At 66.0% G+C, this 24,824-nt stretch carries 11 protein-coding genes and 1 pseudogene; 7 read left to right on the top strand and 5 right to left on the bottom strand.

Going from position 1 to position 24,824, the window contains the following annotated elements; all coding sequences use genetic code 11:
* Positions 1-833: 833 nt before the first annotated feature.
* Positions 834-1,145, bottom strand: coding sequence for a hypothetical protein (locus tag ACIBH1_RS46715; protein ID WP_397320583.1), 312 nt, complete (start codon positions 1,143-1,145; stop codon positions 834-836).
* 131 nt (positions 1,146-1,276) lie between these two features.
* On the opposite strand from ACIBH1_RS46715, the gene ACIBH1_RS46720 reads away from it, so the two are divergent.
* The 5 genes and pseudogenes from ACIBH1_RS46720 to ACIBH1_RS46740 form a co-directional block, all read left to right on the top strand.
* Complete coding sequence (locus tag ACIBH1_RS46720; RefSeq protein WP_397320584.1) at positions 1,277-2,233, top strand: helix-turn-helix domain-containing protein; 957 nt, start codon at positions 1,277-1,279, stop codon at positions 2,231-2,233.
* 1,070 nt (positions 2,234-3,303) lie between these two features.
* Positions 3,304-4,146 carry an aminoglycoside 3-N-acetyltransferase gene (aac(3), locus tag ACIBH1_RS46725; protein WP_397320585.1) on the top strand — a complete coding sequence of 281 codons (843 nt, stop codon included), beginning with the start codon at positions 3,304-3,306 and terminating at the stop codon, positions 4,144-4,146.
* Positions 4,147-4,290: 144 nt separating this feature from the next.
* Positions 4,291-5,769: an MFS transporter gene (locus tag ACIBH1_RS46730; RefSeq protein WP_397320586.1), complete on the top strand. Its 1,479-nt coding sequence runs from the start codon at positions 4,291-4,293 to the stop codon at positions 5,767-5,769.
* Between the two features lie 277 nt (positions 5,770-6,046).
* The gene (locus ACIBH1_RS46735; protein WP_397320587.1) at positions 6,047-6,625 is read left to right on the top strand and encodes a CGNR zinc finger domain-containing protein; all 579 of its coding nucleotides are present in this window, start codon (positions 6,047-6,049) and stop codon (positions 6,623-6,625) included.
* Between the two features lie 484 nt (positions 6,626-7,109).
* A pseudogene (locus ACIBH1_RS46740) lies at positions 7,110-7,641 on the top strand (IS5 family transposase); the annotation flags it as partial.
* 332 nt (positions 7,642-7,973) lie between these two features.
* On the opposite strand, the gene ACIBH1_RS46745 reads toward ACIBH1_RS46740, so the two are convergent.
* Positions 7,974-8,699, bottom strand: a complete 726-nt coding sequence (locus ACIBH1_RS46745) for an HAD family hydrolase (RefSeq protein WP_397320588.1) — start codon at positions 8,697-8,699, stop codon at positions 7,974-7,976.
* Between the two features lie 906 nt (positions 8,700-9,605).
* Here ACIBH1_RS46745 and ACIBH1_RS46750 point away from each other — a divergent pair.
* Positions 9,606-10,109: an NUDIX hydrolase gene (locus ACIBH1_RS46750; protein WP_397320589.1), complete on the top strand. Its 504-nt coding sequence runs from the start codon at positions 9,606-9,608 to the stop codon at positions 10,107-10,109.
* Between the two features lie 162 nt (positions 10,110-10,271).
* The gene (locus ACIBH1_RS46755) at positions 10,272-11,762 is read left to right on the top strand and encodes an NF041680 family putative transposase (RefSeq protein ID WP_397320590.1); all 1,491 of its coding nucleotides are present in this window, start codon (positions 10,272-10,274) and stop codon (positions 11,760-11,762) included.
* A 244-nt stretch (positions 11,763-12,006) separates the two neighbouring features.
* Here ACIBH1_RS46755 and ACIBH1_RS46760 read toward each other — a convergent pair whose 3' ends face one another.
* The 3 genes from ACIBH1_RS46760 to ACIBH1_RS46770 form a co-directional block, all read right to left on the bottom strand.
* Positions 12,007-12,696, bottom strand: a complete 690-nt coding sequence (locus ACIBH1_RS46760; protein WP_397320591.1) for a PhzF family phenazine biosynthesis protein — start codon at positions 12,694-12,696, stop codon at positions 12,007-12,009.
* 1,305 nt (positions 12,697-14,001) lie between these two features.
* Positions 14,002-19,929 carry an RHS repeat-associated core domain-containing protein gene (locus ACIBH1_RS46765; RefSeq protein ID WP_397320592.1) on the bottom strand — a complete coding sequence of 1,976 codons (5,928 nt, stop codon included), beginning with the start codon at positions 19,927-19,929 and terminating at the stop codon, positions 14,002-14,004.
* The gene (locus ACIBH1_RS46770; RefSeq protein ID WP_397320593.1) at positions 19,926-23,999 is read right to left on the bottom strand and encodes a LamG domain-containing protein; all 4,074 of its coding nucleotides are present in this window, start codon (positions 23,997-23,999) and stop codon (positions 19,926-19,928) included. Before ACIBH1_RS46770 ends, ACIBH1_RS46765 begins: the two co-directional genes overlap by 4 nt.
* Between the last annotated feature and the right edge of the window lie 825 nt (positions 24,000-24,824).

The raw sequence follows: 24,824 nt of genomic DNA on the forward strand, positions 1-24,824 counted from the left end.
GGTTCCCTTCCAGGAGGCAGAGGCCACGTCAGCCCCTGTCACCTCCTAGGTCGAACGGGTCAGCCACCAATCGACACCCCAACAACACCCGTCGAAAATCAGGGCCCGATGTGGCAGACAGCTGGTTCCCCGGTTCCGAATCCGGGTGGCGCGCTCGTCAAGGAGCTTGCGCTGGACGACGGAGCAGCATCCCTGAAGGCCGGCCGCTGAGTTGCGAGGGCGCTCCTGCCGCGGTCGAGAAACGTCAGCTCGGAGTAGCGTCCCTAGCTGGCCGCGGGCGAGTCCTGGTCGCGCCTGGACAGCGTCCTGGTGGAGGAGATCGACTAAGCGCTGACCTCCAACCAGTACGGCCAGATGGTCAAGACCACGCCGAGGGCCCGCCGGGTGCACCAGCGCTGTGGCCAGCGCTGTGGTCACCCCCGTGACTGCCCGAACCTCGCCTACCGACCATCGTGGGGTCTCGGGCAGGTGATTTGTATCGCGTCAATCCGCGGCTACCTCGCCAACGAGGGATCGCCCTTGGATGTCCACGAGGGTCCACCTCGCGTCGCCTGTCTGGAACCCGACCCCGGTGCAACGGCTCGTCCCTGCTACCCACCAACCACACGACTGACGTTCTGCCCGTAGCACCCGCGATGTTGGGGTGCCGTCGCGAACCATGGAGTGGCGCGGGCGGGAAGACCATTGCGGCAGCGAGATGGTCTTGCCGCGGCTGCCAGGCATCTCATGGCAGCACCTGTACGCCACGCTCGGGTGGAACTGCGTTCGATGAAGTTGAGCATGTTCGGACGCCGGCACCCTGAGCATCCGCACGCCCCGGGCTCCGGGGTGGATCAGATGCTGCCCTTGCGTTCTATGACCAGGATGCGTGCCTCCGGCGCGGGATGGGCGACATGTTCGTCACCGGTTTCGGCATAGCAGACACGCCCAGGGACGAGCCGTTCCACGTACTCGGCTCCGCCGCTGCGGTAGTGCATGTCGACGGCACCGTCGAGCACGACGAAGACTTCGGACCCGTCGTTGACGTGCCAGACGTACGGCTGGTCCGTCCAGTGCAGCCTTACGGTCGCACCGTCGATTTCGGTGATGTCGAGCGCTCCCCAAGGCCGCTCGGCCGTGTAGGAGCGGGCGTCGATGAAGCGCATGAGGATTTCCTTCCCGTGGTTCATGGACTGGGACCTCGTCGTCCGAGTCCCCCGCTGCCAGAACCCCAGTCTGCTCCCGATGTGGCACCGGAACGAGTAGCAGGAATGCCTCTATGCGTAAGAATACTGCCATGCATCGTGTCGTTGCCCTTGCGCTGCCTGGCGTGGTCGCGTTCGACCTGGCGATTCCGACAGAAGCCTTCAGTGATCGGGGCCACTACTCCTTTGCCGTCTGCGCCGAGTCTCCAGGATGGGTGCCCTCGGCCGCCGGGTGGGACATTCATGTCCCCCTGGGGCTGGCCGCCCTGGCCACCGCCGACACCGTCGTCGTACCTGGATACGTGCCGCTGGACGAACCCGCGGCGCCGGTGCTCGAGGCGCTGCGCGTCGTCGCCGCGCGAGGCGCACGGGTCGTCTCGGTGTGCACCGGCGCTTTCGCGCTGGCGGCCGCAGGCCTGCTAAACGGCCGCCGAGCGACCACCCACTGGATGGACGCGGCCGAACTGGCTGCCCGATATCCAGGCGTCGACGTCGATCCCGACCTGCTGTATATCGATGACGGGGACGTTCTGACCAGCGCAGGTTTCGCCGCAGGCATCGACCTGTGCCTGCACCTGATACGGACCGACTATGGCCCGCAGGCTGCGGTCAGGGTTGCGCGGCGCCTGGTCGTGGCTCCCCACCGCGACGGCGGTCAAGCACAGTTTTTGGAACGCCCGATGCCAGTCGCTGGCGCCGGGATGGCCGCGGTCTGCGCATGGGCGCTGGAGCGCCTGTCCGAACCGTTGACTGTCGCCAGCCTCGCCCGCCAGGCAGGGTTTGCGCCACGCACCTTCGCCCGGCGCTTCGTGGCCGAGACGGGCACCACCCCTCTGCGCTGGCTGGCCGCACAACGCCTTCTTGAGGCGCGGCGGCTCCTGGAGAACAGCGATCTTACGGTGGGGGAAGTAGCTCAGCGCTGCGGCCTCGGCACGGCCGCGAACCTGCGGCTGCACCTGTCCCGGGACATGGCCACCACGCCGACGGCCTATCGTCGCGCTTACCGCGGAAGACCGGAGACGCGATCGCATTTGAGCCGTCGGGCCTGATGCCGGAAGGAGTGTCAATAGTCCTGAATTCTGGCACTTCTGCATCGTGATCACCTGTGCAGACGGCGGTTGGGGAGGCGGCGACCCATTTCGTGATCACAATCGCGCTACGGCCGCGATGACCATCTGATCAGACAACGAAGCACCAGTAGGCGGGCCTCAGGATTTCTGCGGGGTGAAACGCCAGGCAGGTCAATCGTGATCATCAATTCTGCCGATCTATGAAGCGCACAGGTAGTGGTTGTGTGGCGCAGTCGCGGTCAGCCTCATCGGCGACTCCGTCTGCTTTCGCCTGCGCCCTTGTTGTCCCTAGCAGCACCGATGGGTTATGCTGACGGTTAAACGACCATTTTACCGTCAGCAGGGATGGTGCCGAGATGCGGGAGATGCATGGGGAAGCTACCCCGCCCCGGACCGTCGATGACCTGCCTGTGCTCGAAGACCTTCGCGGTCGAGTCGGCGATACGTGCCACCGAAGCCTCAATGATGATCAGAAATACCTCGCCGCCCCATCGGCTCTGACCGTGTGGTGCAGTCAGGCGTCTACTGCTCATGGCCTCACCGTGGCAGCACACAACGCGCACGATTTCCTGACGGCGACTCGCCGAGGACGGGCCACCCGGCTGATCCTGGCCGGATTGGCGACCCGTGCGGGCAGTGCCTGCTCTCGCCAGCATCCAGGCAACCACGGTCCTGCACCAAGTGAGTCGCCGAGATCTCTGAGTCGCACGTCGGCTGTCAGCAACGACGGACCGCCGACCTGCTCCCTTCGCCGTGAGGGTGGTGATGGGGGATGTGTTTGTCGTCGCACCAGCCAGCCGCTGCATACTGCTCCTCGACGGGGCGCACACCAGCCGGGCCCTTCGGTGTACGCGCCTGCCGTGCCCGACGCCCTTCCTTCAGCGAAACGCTCTCGCCGCTGCTGCCACGAATCATGTGCACCCAGCGTCCGCCAAGCGCAGTACTACCTATCCACCGTGCGTCAGCGCCGAGCCACGAAAGGTTCAGGGCTTCGACCTAACCACCCTCGGCGTGATGCACGAAACATCTAGTTATCTCTGGAGGAGCGCATGTCCGTCCAGGCTGCCCTCACCACTTTCGTCACCCGGTCCGATCTCGCCGCCGACATGCGTGAGCTGGGCCTGCGGCCGGGGGATGCCGTGCTCGCTCACGGCGCGCTCAGCCGGGTAGGCCGACTACTCAACGGTCCTGACGCCGTCGTCGGGGCTCTGCTCGACGCCGTGTCGCCGGGCGGTACCGTCCTTGCCTACACCGATTGGGACGCGCGCTACGACGTACTACTCGACGCCGATGGGCGCATCCCGCCGCCGTGGCGTCCGCACGTGCCTGCCTTCGATCCGGCCACCTCTCGAGCATCACGCGATAACGGCGCCTTGCCCGAATTCCTGCGCACCTGGCCCCAGGCCCGCCGTAGCGGCTCACCAGGTGCCTCGGTCGCGGCGCTAGGCGCGCAGGCCGCCTGGTTCACCAACAACCACCCGATCGACTACGGCTATGGCCCCGGCTCACCGCTGGCCAAGCTGGTGGAGGTGAAGGGCAAAGTCATCATGATCGGCGCTCCGTGGGACACGATGACCCTTCTGCACCATGCCGAGCACCTCGCCGATGTACCCGGAAAGAGGGTTATCCGCTACGAGGTGCCGTTCGCGACCCTCCACGGTACTCAGTGGCGCATGGTCGAGGAGTTCGACACCAGCATGCCTGTGCTCGACGGGCTGCCGGAGGACTACTTCGCTGAGATCGTCGCCTCCTTCCTCGAAGCTCACGACGGTAGCAGGGGCACGGTCGGAGCCGCGAGTAGCCTTTTGGTAGATGCCTCCGCCATGTGCGCCTTCGCAGTGCGCTGGCTGGAGCGTCGCTTCAGCCAGAGTCCCACCCATCACCCTCACTAGTCCGCTTGGCCGTCGGCGCAACTGCGTCCACGGTTCTAGGCGCGCATCTCGCTGCCCGCAGCCGAAGCTGCGCTGGAGCGCCGTCTCCCAGACAGACTCAGATCTCGTTGACTCAGCCGGGTTCCCCCGGTGAGGGAGGGTCCCATGACCTTGTCCGGCCGCCTGCCGCCCGATCCGCACACGAACCGGCCGGGACGTGCCAGCAGCCATTGGCTCGTATTAGCTGTTCTTGCGCTGGCTCAAGTCATGGTGGTGCTCGACGCCACTGTAGTGAACATCGCGCTCCCGTCAGCGCAAGCTGACCTTGACTTCGACGACTCACAGCGGCAGTGGCTGATCACCGGTTACGCGCTCAGCTTCGGCAGTCTGCTATTGATCGGTGGCCGGCTGGCCGACTTGTTCGGCCGGAAGCAGGCGTTCGTGGCCGGCGTCATCGGCTTCGCCATCGCCAGCGTGGCCGGAGGAGCGGCGGGCAGCTTCGAGGTGTTGGTCGCTGCACGAGTAGGGCAGGGAGTGTTCGCTGCACTCCTGGCTCCGGCCTCGCTGGCGCTTTTGACAACAACGTTCACCGAAGCCGACGAGCGAGCCAGGGCATTCGGCGTCTTCGGCGCCATTTCCGGAGCCGGCGGCGCGATCGGGCTGCTCCTCGGTGGTGCGCTGACCCAGTACCTGGACTGGCGCTGGTGCATGTACATCAACGTCGTCATTGCGGCCTTCGCCCTGATCGGCGGACTCGCTCTGCTGAAGTCAAGCACGCCGACAGAGCGACCCAGGCTCGACCTGGTGGGTGTCTCCACGGCCACCGCCGGAATGTTCGCGCTGGTCTTCGGCTTGGCCAACGCGCATACGGACGCATGGAGCGCACCCAGCACCTGGGGGCCGGTCGCAGGGGGTGCTGCGCTGCTGACCAGCTTCGTCGTCTGGCAGTCCAAGGTCGCCCGCCCGCTCCTGCCGCTGCGTATCCTTCTCCATCGCAACCGTGGCGGCTCGTTCCTAGCGGTCTTCGTGCTGTGCGCGGGGATGTTCGCCATCTTCTTGTTCATGACGTTCTACCTGCAGCAGAACCTCGGCTTCGGCCCCGTGCGGACCGGCCTGGCGTTCTTGCCCATGATCCTCGCACTAATGATCTCTGCCACGTTGGGAACAACGCTCCTGCTGCCGAAGGTCGGTCCACGACTCCTGGTGATGGCGGGCATGCTCGTCGCTGCAGCAGGGACCGCCTTCATGTCCTTGGTGAACGAGACCAGCAGCTACGCTGCGGACGTGTTGCCTGGCCTGATCGTCGCGGGTCTAGGTCTGGGCCTGGCGCTGTCCGCTGGCATGAACGTCGGTACCGCGGGCGTCGAGGAGGAGGACTCTGGCGCGGCGTCGGCGGCCATCCAAGCCGTCCAGCAACTTGGCGGCTCCATCGGCACTGCCTTGTTCAGCACGATCGCGGCCAGCGCCTTCTCCGACGCGCTGGGCCAAGGCGCCATTCCCAGCACGGCTGCAATATCCGGATATGCGATCGCGTTCGCGTGGGCAGCCGGTCTGTTCGCGATCGGTGGCACGATCGCGGGCTTAGTCCTGCGCTCTGGGATACCCGATGAGCTCACGTCCGCACATCCTTCTGTGCCTGCGTAGCCATCAGCACGCCCCACTCCCGAAATGCGCGGCTCTGGCCCCTTCCAACCGTCAACGACGGTTGTCCTGCGTCGCGCATGGGAGGTTGGCGGCAACGACACACCAGCCTGGCGTTTGCTGAGATGGCAGTGGAATCGCACGGACGTCTCGGCTGCGCCGCAGGCGCGCCGACGACGCTCCTCGTGGTGCCCTCGCTCGAGCACGAGGTTGCAGCCCTAATCGGTGATGAGCGAGCGCCAGCCATGCTGACGCTTAAATCGTATGATACCGTCAGGACATGGCTGACGATATTGACCTTCCGATCCTGGGCACGGAGCCTGTCTCGGTGGAGTTCGCCAACACCCTTTACGGCACCGGCGAGGATCGGGTCGACTTCCTTGACACTCCCCATGGGATAGAGCAGTGGCTCGCCCAGGTTTCCGTGCAGCACGGGGTCCCCGCCGAGGCGAAATCGTGTGACACTCTGCGAATCCGTGAGCTGCGTGACGCTGTCCGCGCCGTGCTGCTCGCTACCATCGACGGGCAGGCGCCTGGCCAGGCGGCTCTCGACACGGTCAACGACGCCGCCGCGGCGGCGCCCACCCACCTGCGGCTGAGCTGGGCCTCCAAAGCTGCGGTCGCCACTCGGCTGGACACCTCCGCAGGTCAGGCCGCACTCCTTGGCCGCCTGGCCACGAGTTGCATCGAGCTGGCATCCGGCCCCGACGCCGCGGGGCTGCGCCGCTGTGACACTCCCGATTGCTCACTGCTATTCGTCCGCACCCATCAGCGCCGCCGCTACTGCCACCCCTCGTGCTCGCACCGGGACCGCCAAGCCCGCTACTACCACCGCCGTACGGCAGGAGCCAGCGCATGACGATCGCCTTTCGCTGCCTCACCGAGTCGGGCTCCCTCTCGTGCGCCTGCAGCAACACAACCCCACCCGGGTGAGGGGAAATCGCGAGACCCTCTGCCGAGGCCAAGAGCGCGATTTCGACCCTCCGCTCGAGGGGGCCATCTCGTCACGCTCGACGACTGGCCAGTTGGACTCATGCAGCGCTGTCGGCGGCTGACTACGTCGATGATTTCGCCCCTTAAGCACCCTGACCGAGGTTCTCGCCCGCACGTGACGGTCGACTAAACCTCGTCGATCCGAAGCGACCCGGCAGGGCCTCAGTTCCCCGCATGACTGCTTCGTGATCACGCAAAATCTGGCCCGAGTTCGCCGAGGCCCCCTGCGTGCTCGTACCGGTGGTAGCAACGAACATGAAGTCGTGGCGAGCGCGGGAGTAACGGTCCACGGGTCGGCGAAGGTCCGCCCACCGACTCGATGCCTGCGCCCTTGGCGGACTGGCGTGAAACTGCTGGACGAACTCGGCGCGCGCAGAGCTGGACTGGTCACGATGCACGATCGACTCGCTCAGCGTGCGGGCGGTCAAAGAGGAACTGACAGGCCCGAACCCTGTCGACCGCCGCAAAGACGTTCAATGATTCACCTGATCACCGATCGGGCCGGGCTGCCGATCTCTGTCGCGCTCAGCGCCGCTAACACCCACGACACCCGGGCGCTGGAGCCGCTGGTGCGCATCATCCCACCCACCCGGCCCCCGTCGAGGCCCACACCCGCCGCAGACCCGCCAACTGCGCGACGACAAGGGCTACGACTACGATCTACAGCTGCGTGCTTTCCTGCGCGGGCGCGGCATCACCCGCGCTTCGCCCGCCGCGGGATCGAGTCCAGCCAACGCCCGGGCAGCCGTCGATGGTTCGTCGAGCGCACGGTCTCCTGGCTGGCCGGCTGCCGCCGCCTGCACCGCCGCCACGAACGCCGGGCCGACCAACTTCGCCTCCTTCGTCGCCATCGCCGCAGCCCTCATCTGCCACCGCCGAATAGCCATGAGACGTCGTCTTAGATCTCCGCACCACACCCCGGCTACCGCTTTGGGATGCCAACCCACCCCTCCCCCTCTTTGGGACATCGACTCGTCGCACCCGCGGAGCCAACGAGTCAACTGCCACATCCACCAGGACCGCGAGGGCCAGGATCTCCACAGCAGCTCCACCCTGCGCTAGGCCCCTGACTCCCCGCTTAACTACCCATCGTCAGTCAGCATCGCAGCCACCTCCGCCATCAAGGCATCCTGCCTCAGCCTGGCGGGCAAGGGCGATCCCGCAACGGCGCGGTTCCCGGTCGGTCTGATCTCCGGGTCGAGGCGCTGGGCTGGTCAGTTGGCGCCGCTTCGGATGGAGTGGGCCTGTGGCTGAGGATGGGGTGCGGGATCGGGGCGTGAGCCGTAACTCAAGTGATCAACCACAGTGGCTATCTCGTGAAAGGACTGGACGAAGACATCCACTGGGTAAGCGGAGAAGTCGTCCCGATGGCGGACCCCGCTCTCGAGGCAGGCGATGAAGCGTAGGCCCGCGCCGGTTGCTGCTGCGGCATCCGCTGGGGAGTCGCCGATGTAAACGCATTCGTCTGGTCTGTAGCCCGAGGCTGCCAGAAACTCATCGAAGGCTCGGGGGTCGGGCTTTTGGAAGCGGGTGTTGTCCGCGTGGTAGGTAGCAGTCAGGCGGGTGGTTAGAGGGTGGTCTGGGGCGAGTAAGTGGCGGACCTCGGGTTCGGTACGGGAGGTCAGGAGCATCAGCTGGCGACCAGAGAGGATGAGGTCGTCGAGGGTGCGGAGGGTTTCCGGGGAGATGATGTCGAGCTGACCAGAAGTGACGTAGGTGTTGAGCACTTCGGGATAGACGGCGGAGAAGTGATCCAAGTCTATGCCGGGTGAACGTAGGGGCATGGCTTCCAGGAGCGTCATGCCCCAGGTCGATAGATGGATGGCTCGGGGCATGGGGGCGCGACCGATGCGGGTGAGGACCTCGTTTTCGAGGGCATAGCAGGCCGCTTCGGTTTGACAGAGGGTGTCGTCGACGTCGACGACCGCTGCCCGAATCACAGGGGGACGATAGCGCGGGATGGGCGGGGTGTGCATACCGTGGCGGTTGGTGTCATCGGACTGGGATGTAGGCGGGCAGGTTCGGGCGAGCACGCACCCTTCTGATGAAGCGGGCGTCATTAACAACAAGGTTCGCGGTCGGGGTGAGTCGGTCTACGACGAAGGCTCGAACGTCATAGTGGACCGTATCGACGTCTCAATGGGCGGGTGCGAAATGCCATGCGAACGAGGGCCGGGTACCGTGCTCGCATATCCCCGAAGTTCGTGTCCTACAAGGAGCGCCAGCGGCCGGTCCCCTCGTTCGATCCCTGCAGCTCATGTGGAGGCACCCTGATCCTGATCCAGCCGTGCCCGCGCGGATGCCGCCGCGACGACCTCTTCGACGTCCGCACCGTCGGCCATTGCTCGGCGTGTATCCCGCGTCAAGACGCCGAGGACCGCTTTCCCGCGGCAAGCGTCATGCCGATCGACGCAACCAGCCCACACCCGCCGAGGTCGAACAACACCTGGGCGGGTTCGTGTGTCATCTGCAAGCGAGAAGGAATGCCCTCGCCGATGGCGCCTACCGCATCATCTCCCCATACGACCACGCCCATCAGCGTGCAACCTGGGTCGGGATGGTCTGCACCGTCCTGCAGGCCAACGACAGGGCCATCGGAGGCTGCTCAGGCGTACTCGGCCGGGTCGCTCGCGGAACCACCTACGGATCCGCGAGCAACCTGCGCACACTCGTCGAATACCGTGATAGTCCGCTGGAACTGACGCCGTTCCTGAGCGGAAGGGTGAGTGACAGGGACCTGAGCTTGTCGTTTAACCGCGGATCTTCGCATCAGGGACACCCGTGACGAAGCCGAGTTGGCACCCCTCGAATGTCCGCGATGCGCTGCGACCGTCCAAGATGGGATCATGAAAGCCCTGTCTGTGGTCACTGTAAGTGCGGTAGCTCGCAAAAATGGCAAGGTCCTCCTGGTTCAGCAGCGGAACATGAGGGATCCATACTCGGGGTGGTACTTGCCCGGCGGGATGGTGGAAGACGGGGAACTTGCGGATGAAGCGGTGTGCCGTGAGATCAGGGAAGAGACAGGACTTGAGGCGGACCCGCCTTCACGACTGCTGAGTGTCGTCCAGTTCCGCAACCCTGACGCGCCTCCTCCTGGCATGTTGACCGGGCTGTACTTCGAGGTCGAAGGTCTGCATGGAGAGATCCATTGCCAAGACCCCGATGGGGATGTGGTGCGGGCGGAGTGGGTTTCCATCGCTGAAGCGATCGCGAGGCTTTCCGCAGGCAAGGCGTCCCACATGAGGGATCCCGCCGTCGACTGTCTGGCCCGCGCGAACTCCGAGGTGACCTTCTGGACCTGGCCCGATGGTCTGGATGGACAGCCGCGCGTCTGCCCGCCTACGGACTGACGGTCGGTTCCCCGCGGCGATGCTCACGTTCCATCACATAGCGGACTGTGGCTGTCAGGGTACGGCGTGTCGCCGTGACCTGGGACGGTCACCGTCTCATCTTCGGGCTCGTGCAAAGCTCTCCGAGGCGAGGCGGTGACCGCGATGCCCACTCTGGCACGCGTGACGGCAAGACGAACGGATAACCCTGATACCGGCTCCGACCAGGGCGGCCTGGCCACGCTGTCGGACTTCCGCCAGGAGCTCTACCAGTGCCTGACCGCGCGCCCCGATGAGCTGTTCGAGCTGACCGAGGCGGTGCTGTGCACCGACGGGCCCGTCAAAACGCTGGTGGACCTGGCGTTGGCGCCCGAGCACCGGCGCGGTCACGGCGCCCTGTATGACGGGCTCAACCACGGCCGCATCGAGATCGGCCGCTTACGCCGATCACTGGCCGCGCTACCGTTGCCGCGCGCTGCCGGCGGGCGGATCGTGCTGGCCGCCGACGTCAGCCCCTGGCTGCGGCCGGACGCCGCGACCAGCCCAGATCGCTCCTTCTGCCACACCTACGGCCGCAGCGAGAAGGCCAAGCACCAGATGATCCCCGGCTGGCCGTATTCCATCGTCGCCGCCCTGGAGACCGGCCGCACCTCCTGGACCGCGCTGCTGGACGCCATCCGCCTGGAGCCGGGAGCCGACCTGGCACAAGTCAGCGCCACCCAACTGCGCCAGGTCGTCGAGCGCCTGATCGAAGCGGGCCAGTACACCGACGGCGACCCCGCCATCCTCATCGTGTTGGACGCCGGCTACGACGTGCCCCGCCTGGCGTTCCTGCTGGCCGACCTACCGGTGGAGGTCCTGGGCCGGATGCGCTCCGATCGGGTGATGCGCCGTCCCGCTCCCTCACGTGAAGAGTTCGACCGAGCCCACCCCCACGGGGGCCGCTACCCCAAGCACGGCGCCGAGTTCGTCTTCGGTGACCCAGCCACCTGGGGCGATCCTCACGCAGCAACGGTCACCGACACCACCCGCTACGGCAGCGCGAGCGCCAAGGCGTGGGATCGGCTGCACCCCATCCTGACCCACCGGGCCGCCTGGCAGGACTACCCCGGCGACCTGCCCCTCATCGAGGGCACGGTCATCCGCCTGCAGGTCGACCACCTGCCCTCCGGCGGCGACCCGAAGCCCCTATGGCTGTGGTGGTCAGGCACAGCCGCCACCGAAGCCGACGTCGACCGACTCTGGCAGGCGTTCCTGCGCCGCTTCGACCTGGAACACACCTTCCGGCTGCTCAAGCAGACCCTCGGCTGGACCACACCGAAGCTGCGTGACCCGCACGCCGCCGACACCTGGACCTGGCTCATCCTGGCCGCCCACACCCAGCTCCGCCTGGCCCGCAACCTGGTCCACGATCTACGCCGCCCTTGGGAGAAACCGCTGGAGGCGACCAAACTCACCCCAGCACGCGTTCGCCGGGGGTTCCGGAACCTGCGCACGAAGACCCCACCGATCGCCCGTGCGCCCAAACCCTCCAGACCCGGTCCCGGGCGACCACCCGGCTCCAAGAACCGGCCCACGCCCCGCCACGAGGTCGGACTGCTCCTGGTCACTGGGGCGCTCTACAAACGCCCAGCTCACCACCGCAAAGGCACCAAACCCCGCCGCACCACCTGACCGGCTACACCCAGCAACGGCCCGACATGTCCACGACGTCCCGAACACGAAGATCAGGGGTTAAACGACAAGCTGAGTGCCTGTTCCTAAGCCGTTGATCTTCGGTGGCCCGGCCGTCTGGCGATGTTGGCGCGGCGGCGGGATCCCTGCGAAGTGGCCAGAGGTTGCAGCGGGGATGCCTGAGTTGCGGCGCTCGGAATGACACGCCAGATAGATCCACCTTGCCGGGTGCCCGGACCTCCGCTCAGGAGATCCGGTAGAGGTCGTCGACCTGCCTGCGGATCTCGGCGCTGGGCTCGACGACGGTGCAGCGCCCGCCAAGCTCCACCTCGATGTCGTTGACGGGGTGGGTCAGGATGATCGAACCGTGCTGTCCGTGCACGACCTCCAACGGACGGCCGAGCCTTAGCGTCAGCAACATCGAGGCACTCCCGCACGCCTCGTCCTCACCCTTGCCAATACGCGGCGCCCACAACCGCGCTCGCACCAGCCCAGCCCGCTGGTCCATCCACGCCCAAACCTGGGTGAAGTCCTCCCCAGCAGGAAGCCCGGTCAGCGCGTCGATGGCGGCCGGGCTATCCATCTCGTAGAAGCGCCAGGGCTTCGACCAGGCCGCTGGAGCCTTGAGCCACACCGTGCCGTTCGCCTCGCGGCGGCAGGCGACTGGCCCTGCCGCAGGCGTGAGCTCCCGGACCTCGGCGCCTAGCTGATGCAGGACCTCCACCGTGGCCAGCAGCGGGTGCCCGCCGAACCGAATCTCCTGGTCGTAGGAGCCGTAGATGCCGACGATCCCGCGCTCGGCGTCACGTACGAAGACCGTTGCCGGAACGCCCAGGCGTACCGCGAGTTCGCGCCGCTGCTCCGCCGTCACCGATGTGCCCCGCGGTTCGACGATCACCAACGCCGGGTTCCCGAAGGCGCCGTCCCTGTTCACGAATGCATGAGCAAGCTGACATACAACCACAAGATCCCCCAAGGGCATCGCAGCGGCGCACATCGTAGCAGGGCGCACCTGAAGGCCAGAGAGCCGCCGCAGGTTGTCCACCTCGCGGATGAACCGGGCCGATCGCGTCGTCCACTTGGGGCAGTGTCGGTGGCCTGGTTCTGGCGGCCAAGAGTGCCACGGAGGCGTAGCCCAGGCAGGTGGGCCAGACGAATCTGCTTGATCAGGTCGATGAGCCGAAGTGCTTCGCAACGGGGGTCGGCCTCAAGATCGGCTACGCGTTCGTTGCCTTGGTAGCTTCAGGCATCGAGCCTGACGACGACCGGTTCGAGCCCGAGTTATCCCCTACGCCTACGACGATCAGGCGTTCTTCGCCTACCTTGACGATCTCGGTCCGGCTATGACCCGGACGAGGAGCGAGCTGAGTAACCCCTTCACGTGATCATCGCCGATGGGGAATTAACTAGTCCGGAGCGGTCGATGATGCGGGTCGGCTCGTCCCGGCAGCGTGCAGCTGAGCGATAGCTCGCTTGCTCGTTGATCAGCGTTTCAACTTGTTTGCGTGCCGCTGTGAGGTTGCGTACAGCGCTATCCACCTCGATCTATGCAGGCGAGCTGGACGGCAGCCGCGCGGTGCCATCCGCGGCGGCCTGCGGCTGTTGTTCCAGCTGTTCGCGCAGATGCTGGACGTCGCCCTCGTGGCGGAGTCGATCAGAGTGGTTCCGCTGGCGTGTGGCGCGAGCTTGGGTGAACGCGGTCTTGAGCTCGGCTATCTCGCTAAGAGCTGTGGGTGCGCTCACGGGCGCCGGCCACCCGTTCGGTCGGATGGCTTGGAACTGCTCGACATGCTCGCGCGCGCCGTGGCGCCCAGGTCCTCACCGGAGGCCATCGGAAGGCAGCAGACACGGGCCGCCGTACGTGCCGACTCAGCCGCGGCGGTGAGCGAATTTATCCACAGCAACGGCCCGCAGGTCCGCCCGTTCCCACGCGCGAGTAGCTTGACACCGCCGCTGCTGAATTGAAGGCGGCCGACGCAAGACGCTCGGCGGGGAATCCCCCATCCGAGCGTCAGGCTATGCTTCTCGCCGCCGGCCCCCCTGGAGTGCGCCGGGGGCCGGACGGGGATGGTGTGTCAGTTCGACCGCAGCTCAACTCGTCCGTGCTGGCGGTGTTGTGTCCCACGCGATCTGACGGTGGGACACAGCACTCCCATGGATTGCGGCTCTGAACGAAGGCTCTTCTGTGGCGGTTGAGTACGCACAGGTTACGCGCAGAACAGCGGCGGGATCTCCCGCGTTACCACCCTGCCGGCGGCGTCACAACCCCGCAGGCTGAGGCCGCTCCCGGCAAACCGGCAACAAGGGTGAACGCGCCCCAAGCGATCGCTGCACCGCCAGTGGTGAGTGTCACAGCGGCTGCGCCCCCAATGGTTGTGCCTACTGTGCTCAAGCAACCGAAGACCCTGGGCCAATGCACGATCGTCTTCACGCCGTCCCTTTGGTAGACCCTGTTACCTTCGTATTGGCGGTCGAGGCGCCAATGTCCCACGCCCATTGCTTTCTGCCTTGAGTACCAGCTTTCCCGGATTACCTTCCCATCCTCGATCACCAGTGTTCTTTTCACGTCCCCGTCATCGAAGTATTTGCTGTGCACGCAGTCCCAGCACGGCAACGGCGGCCGCGGTTTCACTACTCGCCGGACGGTGTACCCCGCTCGGTAGGCGACGCGCCGCGGAGCCCCCCACTTCCCCGCTTGGCCGGTGAACCTGGCGCGCGACACCATTCGCTTGATGAGTGCTGCGATGCTGTAGATCCAGCTAGCAAACTGGCCGTCCGGGTCGGACATGCTGACGGGGCTGTTGTTGGCATACGCATAGCCGTTGATCTGCTGCGGATCCATCGGGTCGATGATCGGATCGGCCGAGATGAACCTGCCTAGTTCCGGGTCGTACTCCCGGGCACCAAGTCGTGTCAGGCCCGTGGCGGCGTTGGCTGTGCCGCCGACGAAGGCCCGATCGCCGGCTGGCCATGCTGGAGATGTCCCGCGTGGATTGCCGAACAGGTCGAACCGGCGGGTTGTCACCGCCAGGGTGGTGGCGTCGATGGCGACCTCGGACGTGCCCACCTGGTCGCCGACGGTCCAGAAGAATCCGGCACTGGTCCGTGTGCCGATTCCGCTGTAGTACCTGGTTGCCGTCTTGGCCCCGGTGGCGGTGTCGAGGTGGATCTCGTCGTCGCCGATGAACAGCGTCACCGCGCCCGGATCGCGCCTGATGAGCTGCTTGCCCTCCGCGTCGTGCACGTAGGACGTCGACTGGTCCCCGGACGTGATCGACGCGAGCTGGCCCTCGTCGTCCCATGTCAGCGTCTGTGTGCCAGCCGGGCCGGGCTGGCTGGTCGTTTGGCCGGAGGCGCTGTATGCGTAGGTCGCGGTTGTCCCTCCAGTGGTCACTGACGTCACCGCGTGCGGCCGCGTGCTTTCGTAGGTGTAGGCGCTGGTGATGTCGGCGGCTCCGGCCAGCCCCTTCACGATCATGCTGCGCCGGTTGCCGATGACGTCGTAGGCGTACTGGTGCCAGTAGGGCGCCGATCCGCCGACGACCGACGCGGTCGGGGTCGCGGCACAGCTGTCTCCGTTCTGGGTCCACGCTGCGGTGACTCGGCGCAGGTAGTCATAGGTGAAGCATTGGCTGGCCAGCGCCGTTCCGTCGGTGCGGCCGGTCGTTTCGATGATGTTGCCGGCGGGATCGTAGGTGTAGATGACGTTGTGCGCCAGGGTGAGCGTTGCGTGGTCGCGCTCGGTGAGAACCTGGTTGATGCGGCGGGTTCCTTCATCGTAGTAAGGGGTTTGCGTCACCTGCTTGCCCGTCGGCCCGAACTCGCGCTGGCTGGTCTCGCCCAGGGCGTTGTATTCGGTGGCGGCGATGTACTTCATCGCGCCGCTCACGGTGGTGGGCAGTCCGAAATCGTTGTAGCCGTACGTCAAGGTCTCTCGGGCCACGCCGGGGGCCAGCTCGGGCAACGTCCTGGAGGCCAGGCTTCCGTCGTCTTTATAGGCCATGGTGGTGGTGTAGGTCGTGGCGAGCGGATTTTCGGGCGCGCCGTCGACCGTGGGGATGGTCACTGACTCGCCGGTCGGCCGACCGGCCTCGTCATATCCGACGATGGCCTTGGTGTAGTCGCGTCCGGCGATGCGCCGAGTCCACGAGGTCGGCGAGCCGATGGCCAGAGTGTCGTAGAGAGTCTTGCTCAGCAGCTCGCCCGTCTCCGAGCCGAGCCGGGTCTCCGTCTTCCTACCGATCACGTCGTACACCGACGTGACGGTCTTGCCTCGGGCATCCGTCGTGGTGAGGAGCCGACCGCCGGCGTCGTAGGTCATCGTGGTCATGCCGACGTCCGGGTCTTCGGACTTCACCTTGTGGCCGAGAACATTGTAGGTGTGGCGCCAGATGTTACCCACTGCGTCGGTGATGGTTGCGAGGTCGCCGCGCGGAGTATGGGTGTACTTCGTCTTGTCATGGGTGGCGGGGTCGTCGGAGCCGCCTGCTGCGCGTGTGCGATATTGCCGCAGCTCGATCTTGCGGTCTCGGGCGTCGGTGATGGTGGTGGTGGAGGTGCCGCCCAGGGGCGGGTACACGGTGACCCGGTCTCCGCCGTACTTGGTCGAGGTGCGCCACTGTTCCTTGTTCTTGAACAGGTAGATCGCCTCGGTCTGCCGCTCGGCGCCGTCGTAGACGTTGATGGTCGCGTTGCGGATGGTGTTGGCGTCTGTGATCTGGAACAGGCTGGTACCGGGGCTCGCGGTGTCGTTGTATTGCGGCTCCATCGCCACGCTGTTCAGCCCGCGAGAGTCGTATTTCTTGTCCGTCAGGATCCGTCCGCCGGCTGTGAAGGGGGAGGGCGCCTGGGTCTGCCGCGATCGTAGGAAGCCGTCGTACAGCTCGTAGGTGGCGACGTGGTTGCCGTTGGCTTTGAGGGTCTCGGTCCGCACCCAGTTGGGGCCGCCCGAGCGTCGCAAGCCGTAGACGAATCGCAGGTGGGGGGAGTCGCCGCTGGCTGCGCTGCGGCCTGGCTTGTATACCCTCACGACGCGGCCGAGAGCGTCGTAGACCTGTGCCGTCTCTCGCCCGTTGGCGTCTGTCTCGGTCAGCGGGTGGCCCCATGCTGGATCGAAGGTGGTGGTCTTGACGTGGCCGAGCGGATTGGTCTCTTTGACGGCGGTCGTTAGGCCGTTGGTGTCGGTGAAGGCCTTGGTGGTCTTCTTGTCCAGATGCGGGGCCTCGCTCGTGTCCAGGACTCGCCCGAAGTCGTCGTAGGACGATGACTTCGTTGTGATGTAGTGCGGTGTGCCGCCGTTGTAGGCGTCGGCGACTTCGGTCTGCGTCACGTCGCCGTGGTCCGGCGGCTCGCCAAAGGCGCGCCCGTCGTAGGAATAGCGAGTGTCGGTGATCGCGTCGTTCGGGTAGGTGGGCGTCGTCCCGCACGCCACACCCGTCGTTTGGGTGCGGCTGGGCAGCGTCAGCAGCATCGCGGTGGTGTTGGGCACGTACGTCGAGGTTGTGCACCGCTCGTCACCGGTTGTGCCTGTGTCGCCGTGGTCGTTGATCTTGGTGGCGTTGCCGTAGTGGTCGTATTCGGTGTCGACGCGGGTGGTGCGATGGCCTCCCGCGGCCAGCTTGGTGCGGGTCACTGTCCGCACGGTCTCCACCTGGTTCGCGGTGCGGCTTCCTTGGGTGGCAGTGACCCTCACCCATGGGTCGTTGATCTTGCCGGTGACCTCCTCGGCAGTGTCGCCGTTGTAGGTGATCTCCTCCCGGAGGAAGCCGGATAGCGCATGCCAGTCGGTGATCGCGACATTGTCCGAGCTGGTCACGTTTACCGTCTTGGTGCCCCCCGAGGCGTTACGGTCGCCGTGCATGCCGCGGAAGAATAGGTAGTCGGTCCTGGACAGAGGCTTGCCGGGATCGTTGACCGTATCGCCCTTGAGGACGGCAACCTTTTCGTAGCCGCGCCACTCCGACCAAGAGCGCTTGTCAACGGGCACCATGGGGTGGTCGTCGAAGGCCCAGGCCGCGCCGCCGGTGTACCGGTAGGTGGTGACCATGTCCTTGGCGTCGGTGACCAGGTCGTCCTCGATCACGGTTGCCACCACGTATTTGTGGAACCAGTCATTGCGCAGTGTGGTCGCTGGCGGCATCAGCCAGCGGACCGGGAAGCATCGTTTGGTGTTGGTGGCCGGGGTCGGCGCAGCGGCGCCGTCCGCGCAGTCCGGAGCCAGATAGTTGACGTTGATCGCCCCGCCGGTCTCCGTGGTGATCGTCTTGATCCGCGGCTTCCACAGCTTAGGCAGACCGTCGGTGAGGGAATTGACCCGGTTGGGCAGCATTTCTGCGTCGAAGGTCACCTGTGGCTTCGGGATCGCGGTGCCGAGGGCCTGGCCGGTGTGCGTGATCGCGTTCAGCCACAGTCCTGGGTCGGTGCCGTCGCCGGGGTTGGGATATGTGTGGGCGAAGTCCCACACGTCGACGTTGCGATAGGCGCCGTTGCCGTTCGAGACCTGGGTGGTCACCCGGCTCAGCCGCTTGGTGGTCCAGAATGTGGGCGAGATCTTGTTGGGACAGGTGGCCGTGGTGCAGTCCAGGCTCCAGGGGACGTCTGGCCAGGCTGTCTTAGTGTGCTGGGTACAGTCCTGCCCGGCGACGCATCGGTGGGCCTCCTGGAAGACGACCCGCGCGGGCGCCCACCCGTTGTATTCGTGGCCAGTGCGGGTGCCGTACTCGATCCGAGCCAGTGTGCCGCCCCGGATGTACGATGCGGTAGCTGTCGCCATGTTTCGGCCGTACTTGCCGACCTCCGGGTTGTAGAAGTAGCTCATCGAGTTGCCGTGCGCGTCCACGACGTAGTCCAGGTTCCACCGGTAGGCCTGGGCGCACACCGAAGCGGCGAAGGTGGGCTTATAGCAGGGCTCATCGGGCGCAGTGCCGTTGTCGTCGTTGCCGAACACCGGCACGGTCCAGGCCGACTGCGTGACTGGCTTGTTCGTGGTCCAGTTCGGCAGCCGGTTGAGGCCGAAGTGATACTTCGTGCCGTCCGTTGTGGTGATCCGCCAGTGCTCCCCGACGCCGTCCACTGCGTCGCCCTCGTCGCCGTTGACGGCGCCGGTCAGTCGTTCCACCGTGGTGCCGTCGTCTCTTTCCGGCCGCCAGACGCCGTCCTTGAAGAGCAGCCTCCCCGAGTAGGCACCGAAGGCCACGGTGACGATGTTGTCTTCCCAGCACAGGTCGCCGGTCTTGGTCTGGCCGTTGTTGCCGCCGAGGTCGTCCAGGCACGCCTTGTAGGAGCGCTCGATGAATCCGGGCCACAGGTTCCACCCCTCCCCCACCCAGGACGGCTGGCTGTTGGCCGCCACCACCCGGCCGTCGACCGAGCCCGAGGAGTACGCCACCGACAGCTCCGGCTGGAGTTCCCCGGGCACGGGCGGAGTGCGCATGGGGTAAGTCCACGCGAACTCGCCGCCTTGGGCGGATACTTGCCAGGTTCCGGACGGCGACAGCGAGGTGGCCTTGTAGTCGCCGGTTGAGCCTGCCGGCGGCGCGGCCAAGGCGATCATGCCACCCTTGTCGTCCACCGACACCTCGGCCGTGATCGTGGCCGCCTTAAGGTCGTTGCGTACGGCGGTGACCGGCGTCTGGCCGGGGAGCACTGGGGTGAGCTGCAGGCGAGCCGCCCAGTCACCGCCGTACGCGTCTTTGAAGGCCGAGTAGTCGACCGTGATCGTCACGGGACCGCTTTCGGCCTTGCTGTCGGCCCGCCGTACCGACAGCAGCAGGCCGTCGACGCCGGCGCTCTGTGCTGCGGCGCGGTCGTGAACCTCGATGGCGACCCGGCCAGGCGCTGCGGCTCGGTCCTTGCCTGCCGCCACGCGAATCGGCAGTTGCCCTGCGCTGGCTGTGGCCGCGTCAGCGAGCGCGACCTCGGCTGCGCCGGCCTCCGGCCAGGTCACCTTCGGCTCTCCGGGATCTTTCGCAGCCTCCGGGTCGGGCTTTGCTGGGGGTGCTACGAAGGCCTTACCCTTGACCGGCTCAACCTTTTGTGGCTCGGCGGGGCCCTTGGGCTCGGGCGTGGATCTGGTCGCTTGGACCGGTTCCACGAGCGTGATCACGAGCACTGTGCTGAGCAACGCGACCACCAGTTGGCGCCACGCGGGCATTGTGGTGGTGCTCATGAGGCACCCCTTCCGGACTCGGGCGCGGTGAGGTCTGGGTCTAGAGCGGCAGCCAGGAAGCCGAGTGACCGGTCGACCGCTTGCCCCTCGCAGCCCGGATCGAGGGAGTCGAACCGCTCGCCGGAGGCCGTCCGGCAGCGGAACAGCTCGACGCCGCGCGGCCCGTCCTGTGGCGCCGCAGACCAGATGTAGCCGAGCCGCCGCACCATGGTCTTGCCCTCACAGGCCGCATCGACCGAGGTGAACATGTCATTGCCGTCTTGGCAGTTCATCAACGCTGTGGTGCCGGCGATCGGGCGCATCGACAGCAGCCCGAGATTGCCCTCGGCCCGGTAGTGCCCCGGCATCCGGTAACTGCTGCTGCTGTGGTCGGAGGCGTAGGTGCTCACGTACCGGATGAGACTCTGGTAGGCGCGGGTATAGCCGAGCCGGCCCTCGGCGGTCTGGTTCTCGCAGAGGGGGTCGGTTGAGGCGAAGTGGGACTTGTTCCCGATCTTGCATCGGTAGACCGCGAGAGACTCGATGCCTTCGGGCGGGCTTGTGTAGTACGAGCCGATGCTGCCGAGGTTGACATAGGTCCCACAGCTGTGGGCGAGGAAGTAGTCGTTGCTGTTGCCGATGCGGCACGAGTACCAAGTCGCGGTATTCTCGGCGCCTGCAGGCGCGGGCACCCCTAGCGAGCCTTCGAAGTGTGAGCCCGCCGGCACCGGTCCCGTGGTCACGATGTGATAGTCGCCGACGTTGACGAACCTGCCGAGCTGGTCAGCGTGGACGGTGGTACGTGCGGTGAGTTCGTTGGGGTAGTCCACGTCCCGGATCTGCTCCCGTGTGCGGATGCCCGACCACACGTGCACGTCGTCGATTGCGCCCGCGAACGGGTGGTTGTGCGTGCCGCGTTGCTTGCCTCGCCCGATCTGGAGCGCGCCGGGGGCGTTCCAGGTTGCCTGGACGTTCGCCTTCTCGGCCACCCTTGCGCCATTGATGTAGAGGCTGATTGTTTTCGCCGCCTGGTCGTACACGCCTGCCAGGTGGGTCCACTCGCCTTCGTTCGCGAGGGTGTTCTCATCCGGTTCGACGCTGATCGTGTCGTAGTCCGGCGTGTCGGACTGCGGCAGGGCGAACGACCATTGCTTCCTGTCGCCCCGGTAGCGGAGCTGGAAGCCGCTCGCTTGAGTGCCGTCTTGGCTGAGGACCGTCTGCCAGGCCGTGCTGGCGGCATCCAGCTTCGCCCAGGCCGACACGGTGAAGCTGGCATCGGTGCGCGTCGCGGGCCCGGTCGTGCTGAGCGTCGCGGTGGTGCCGCTCAGCCGCACTGCCCCGGTGCCGACTCTGCCCTCCGTCCACGAGGCACCGCTTTGCAGGGTGCCGATTCGGTAGTTGCCGGAGACCTCTGACGCGGTCGAGCCGCTTCCCTCATCCAGCGGCAGGAACAGTTCCTCTGTGGCGGGCAGGCTGGCCAGGTCGTGGATTTCCTCAACGGACAGGGTGCGGTCGTAGAGGCGTATTTCGTCCAGGGCGCCCGGCCAGTATTCCTTTGGCGTCCCGATAAGGGCGCGGCCGAGCTGCACCGAACCGGTCGCGTCCCAGGGCGTCGTGTGGCTCGCGACAGTGCCCGGGATGCCATCGACGTAGATCTTGACCTGCTTGGTGGCGGCATCGTGCATGCCCACCACGTGCGTCCACCGCCCGGCCACGGCCAACTGAGCCGACTCGGCCACCCGTCCGGTGCCGTTGACCGAATCGGTCGCGGTCGTGAGGAAGTTCCACTTCTTGGTGTTCGGGTTGTACCGCAGGAAGAACGCGGAGATTTGTCTGCCATCCTGGCTCACCGCGGTGCGATATTGGCTGTCGAGCCGATCGATATTCACCCAGGCGGACACCGCGAACGACCGGCTCGTCTGCACGGTGGGCCCGCCCTCGGTGTGGACATGTCCGGAGGTACCGTTGAACCACAGCGCATCACCATGGCGGCCTTGTCTCCAATCCGTCGCGGCCGCTGGGATGGATCCGTTGTGGTTGTTGCGCGAGTCGTCGACGGCCTGAACCTCGGAGATCCCGTTCAGCCGCCACTGGCCCTTCGGCGGGCTCCCGGGACCGACTCGGAAGTGATACGTGTACAGCGGACCTTCGTTGCCCGCCTTGTCGACACTGCGAACGTAGAGGTCCATGAATCCGTCATCAGGGAGCGTGACCAGCCCGGTGGCTGTGCCCCCGCTGGCGGTGACGTACCGTTGCGGCTGGTTGTTCATCAGGTCGAAGCGGAATCCCGCCACGTCGCTCACGCCGTTGGCGTCAAACGTGAAGGAGGCGGTACGGCCAACCCCGCCACTGACCGGGCAGCTGTCGTAGTCGTCCACCGGGCACTCAGGGTGGGCGGTCGAGGTGACGGTCGGCTTCTTATCGGGCCCCTCCCGGTCGATGACGACGTCACACATCGCCCCCCAGTCCCCCCACGTCCTGTCGAAGCCCGGATTGTTGTTGAATCCGCGACCCCTGAAACTGATCTTGGCGCCGTGGGGTGCCTGTGCGGCCGGCGTCTCCATGGAGAATCGTGCGCCGGATCCCTTCGTCCCGACCTCCGCCCGCCCAAGCAGCGTCGTAGTCCCGGTGCGATACCACTCAAATTGGGCGGCCGTTGAACCCTCCGCGTCTGTGATCACAGTCGAGAAGCCGGGACCGCGTGGACCCTTGTTGGGGTCGTTGTCGATGAAGGGGTTGAGGTGGACGGCGTTAGCGCCCACCCCGCAGGCCTTGAAATCCACTTGCTGGGCCGTGGGGGTGCCCGGCCGGGTGTTGTAAGTGACCGACAGAGTCGGGCTTGTCCCGAACTTCTTCCACCCCCACGGGTCCGCCTCGCTCGGTGGGCTGTTGCCGGACCTCAGCATGATCGTGGCCCGGCCGCCGTTGGACCGCGCGTCCGTCACGGCACGCATGGCGTTGAACCCCAACCAGGCGCCGGGACAGTTGCTGTCGTAGCCGCGTGCGACGTTATGCTCGCCAATCAGCCCATGGACTTCGGGCATGTTGTTCCATGTGGTGCCCGTACCAGCTGGTCTTGTGCTGTACGCCTGCACCAATCTCGCGTGCTGACATGAGGGGGCGTAGTTCTCGAAGGCGTTGAACTCGGCCTCCAGGATGTGCCGGTCGTTCAAGAACTCCGTGTTGAAGACGAAGTAGGAGCGGGCCGTCCCGATCCCGTTGCAGCCGGGCCAGTCGCAGTGGCCGACCTTCCCGACTCGATCGCCGTCTCCGCCCCAGTAGGCCTGGTTGGGATGTCCGGAGAGCACGATGGCCCAGCCGATTCGGCCTGCGGCGAAGCCTGGATCGATGTGCAACGGGTAGATCGCCTGCGGATCTCTCAGTAGCTCGGGGTCTGGGCGTAGGAGCAACCGATCCCCGTCCAGGCGCAGCGAGCCGACGGCTTGGCGGGGAGTCTCCGGAGTGGAGTCCCACATCATCGGAGCGCCAGCTCTGAACACCGATTTACCTGCGGCGTCGACGGCGTCCACGTTGCCGTGCTTGTCGGCGCTCAGGGAGATTCCCGCAGTCGACACGGGGAACGACAGCTCCTGCAGTGCCGGGTGGGCTGCGGCGGCTCGGTCCTTCACCACAAAGACCTTGGAGAATCCCTGCGCTTCGGCGCTCAGTCGGAGATCGACGCCGGGAAAGACGTTTGGGTAAGTGGCGGTGTTCTTGTCGAGCCGCGGTGCGGGCAAAGGTGCCGGCCAGCCAAGGGTCAGTCGATTCTTGCCGTCGCTGAGCCGGACGAGCGGCTCCTTCCCGCCACCCGAGAACGCGATCGATACCGTCGTGGCGACCGGTCCCACCGTGCCGTCCGCCTGCTGTCGCAGCGTGGTATCGACAGGTATCCAAGCCGCGCCGCTGCGCACGCGAACCGGTGTGGTGTGCAGCTCCGCCTTGAACGTCCCGTCCGGATGCGCGAACACGTCACGACTCTCGGTCTGCTCAGCCTTCACTGCTACCCGCTGTCCGGTTGCCCGCGCCTCTGCAAGCGCTCGGGAAGCGGGATCGCGCGGATCTAGGACAACAGTGTTGGCGGTACTCGCCATGCCCGTCTCCGTGTTAGCCAGGGAGCGTTCGGCCGGCGTCGAGATCCCGACAGAGAAGATGACCAACCCTGTGCTCAAGGCAGCGTAAGATTGCCAGCGCACGTTGCTACCTCCGAAGAATCCACATCCGCGACGGCCATGGCCGTCAGCCGATCCCACGGAGGTTCGGCTCGATTTGCTTTAGCAAATGTGAGGCAGGAGCGGCGGTATCACCAGGTAATTGGCTGGACATTCATTAGACATCCGTCGGGCATAGCGGCCGACCAGACGAAGAGCCCGCGACAGAAACCGGTGCTCGAGTCCCCAGACCTCTTCACACAGGCGAAGCCATGATGGCTCGAATGACCGCCCCGTGCAGGCAGCCCCGCCGAGAAGCGACGTCGAGGTGGAAGCCGCGGTCGAGGAACCAGCGCACGACTTCAATCCGTCCCCGCTGGCCGACGTGGGGACGAATGCCTATCCCCCGATCTCTTCCGGATCATCGGTTGCAGCGGGCGGGCGGAAGCTACCGCCGCGTCCGCGAGGTTGGGGGCGCGCCAAACCGGCGTACCCGGGAAGCAGTGCCATGCGGAGAACCACCGGCGTCGTTGCCTCTCAATGCCGATCGGACCGATGCATCGTGACTGTAAGCGCCATATCAGCTGCGAGAGGCGATGGCGGTGCCGGGCGAACATCCACCTGGCCAAGGCACAATCGAGGTCTCAACGTCTCTGGTCGCGTCCCAGCGTGAGTCAATTCGTCCGTCCTCGGCCACTCGTCTGCATGCTTGCTGATGTCCTCAGGGAAACGCGGCACTCATTCCGTATCGATCGATCGATCGAACGC

Source organism: Nonomuraea sp. NPDC050663 (assembly GCF_044456985.1).
GTDB lineage: Bacteria > Actinomycetota > Actinomycetes > Streptosporangiales > Streptosporangiaceae > Nonomuraea.

Coding starts and splice junctions, on each gene's coding strand:
- ACIBH1_RS46715 (WP_397320583.1), bottom strand. CDS start 1,145: ATGCGCTTCATCGACGCCCGCTCCTACACGGCCGAGCGGCCTTGGGGA.
- ACIBH1_RS46720 (WP_397320584.1), top strand. CDS start 1,277: ATGCATCGTGTCGTTGCCCTTGCGCTGCCTGGCGTGGTCGCGTTCGAC.
- ACIBH1_RS46730 (WP_397320586.1), top strand. CDS start 4,291: ATGACCTTGTCCGGCCGCCTGCCGCCCGATCCGCACACGAACCGGCCG.
- ACIBH1_RS46735 (WP_397320587.1), top strand. CDS start 6,047: ATGGCTGACGATATTGACCTTCCGATCCTGGGCACGGAGCCTGTCTCG.
- ACIBH1_RS46750 (WP_397320589.1), top strand. CDS start 9,606: ATGAAAGCCCTGTCTGTGGTCACTGTAAGTGCGGTAGCTCGCAAAAAT.
- ACIBH1_RS46765 (WP_397320592.1), bottom strand. CDS start 19,929: ATGAGCACCACCACAATGCCCGCGTGGCGCCAACTGGTGGTCGCGTTG.
- ACIBH1_RS46770 (WP_397320593.1), bottom strand. CDS start 23,999: ATGGCGAGTACCGCCAACACTGTTGTCCTAGATCCGCGCGATCCCGCT.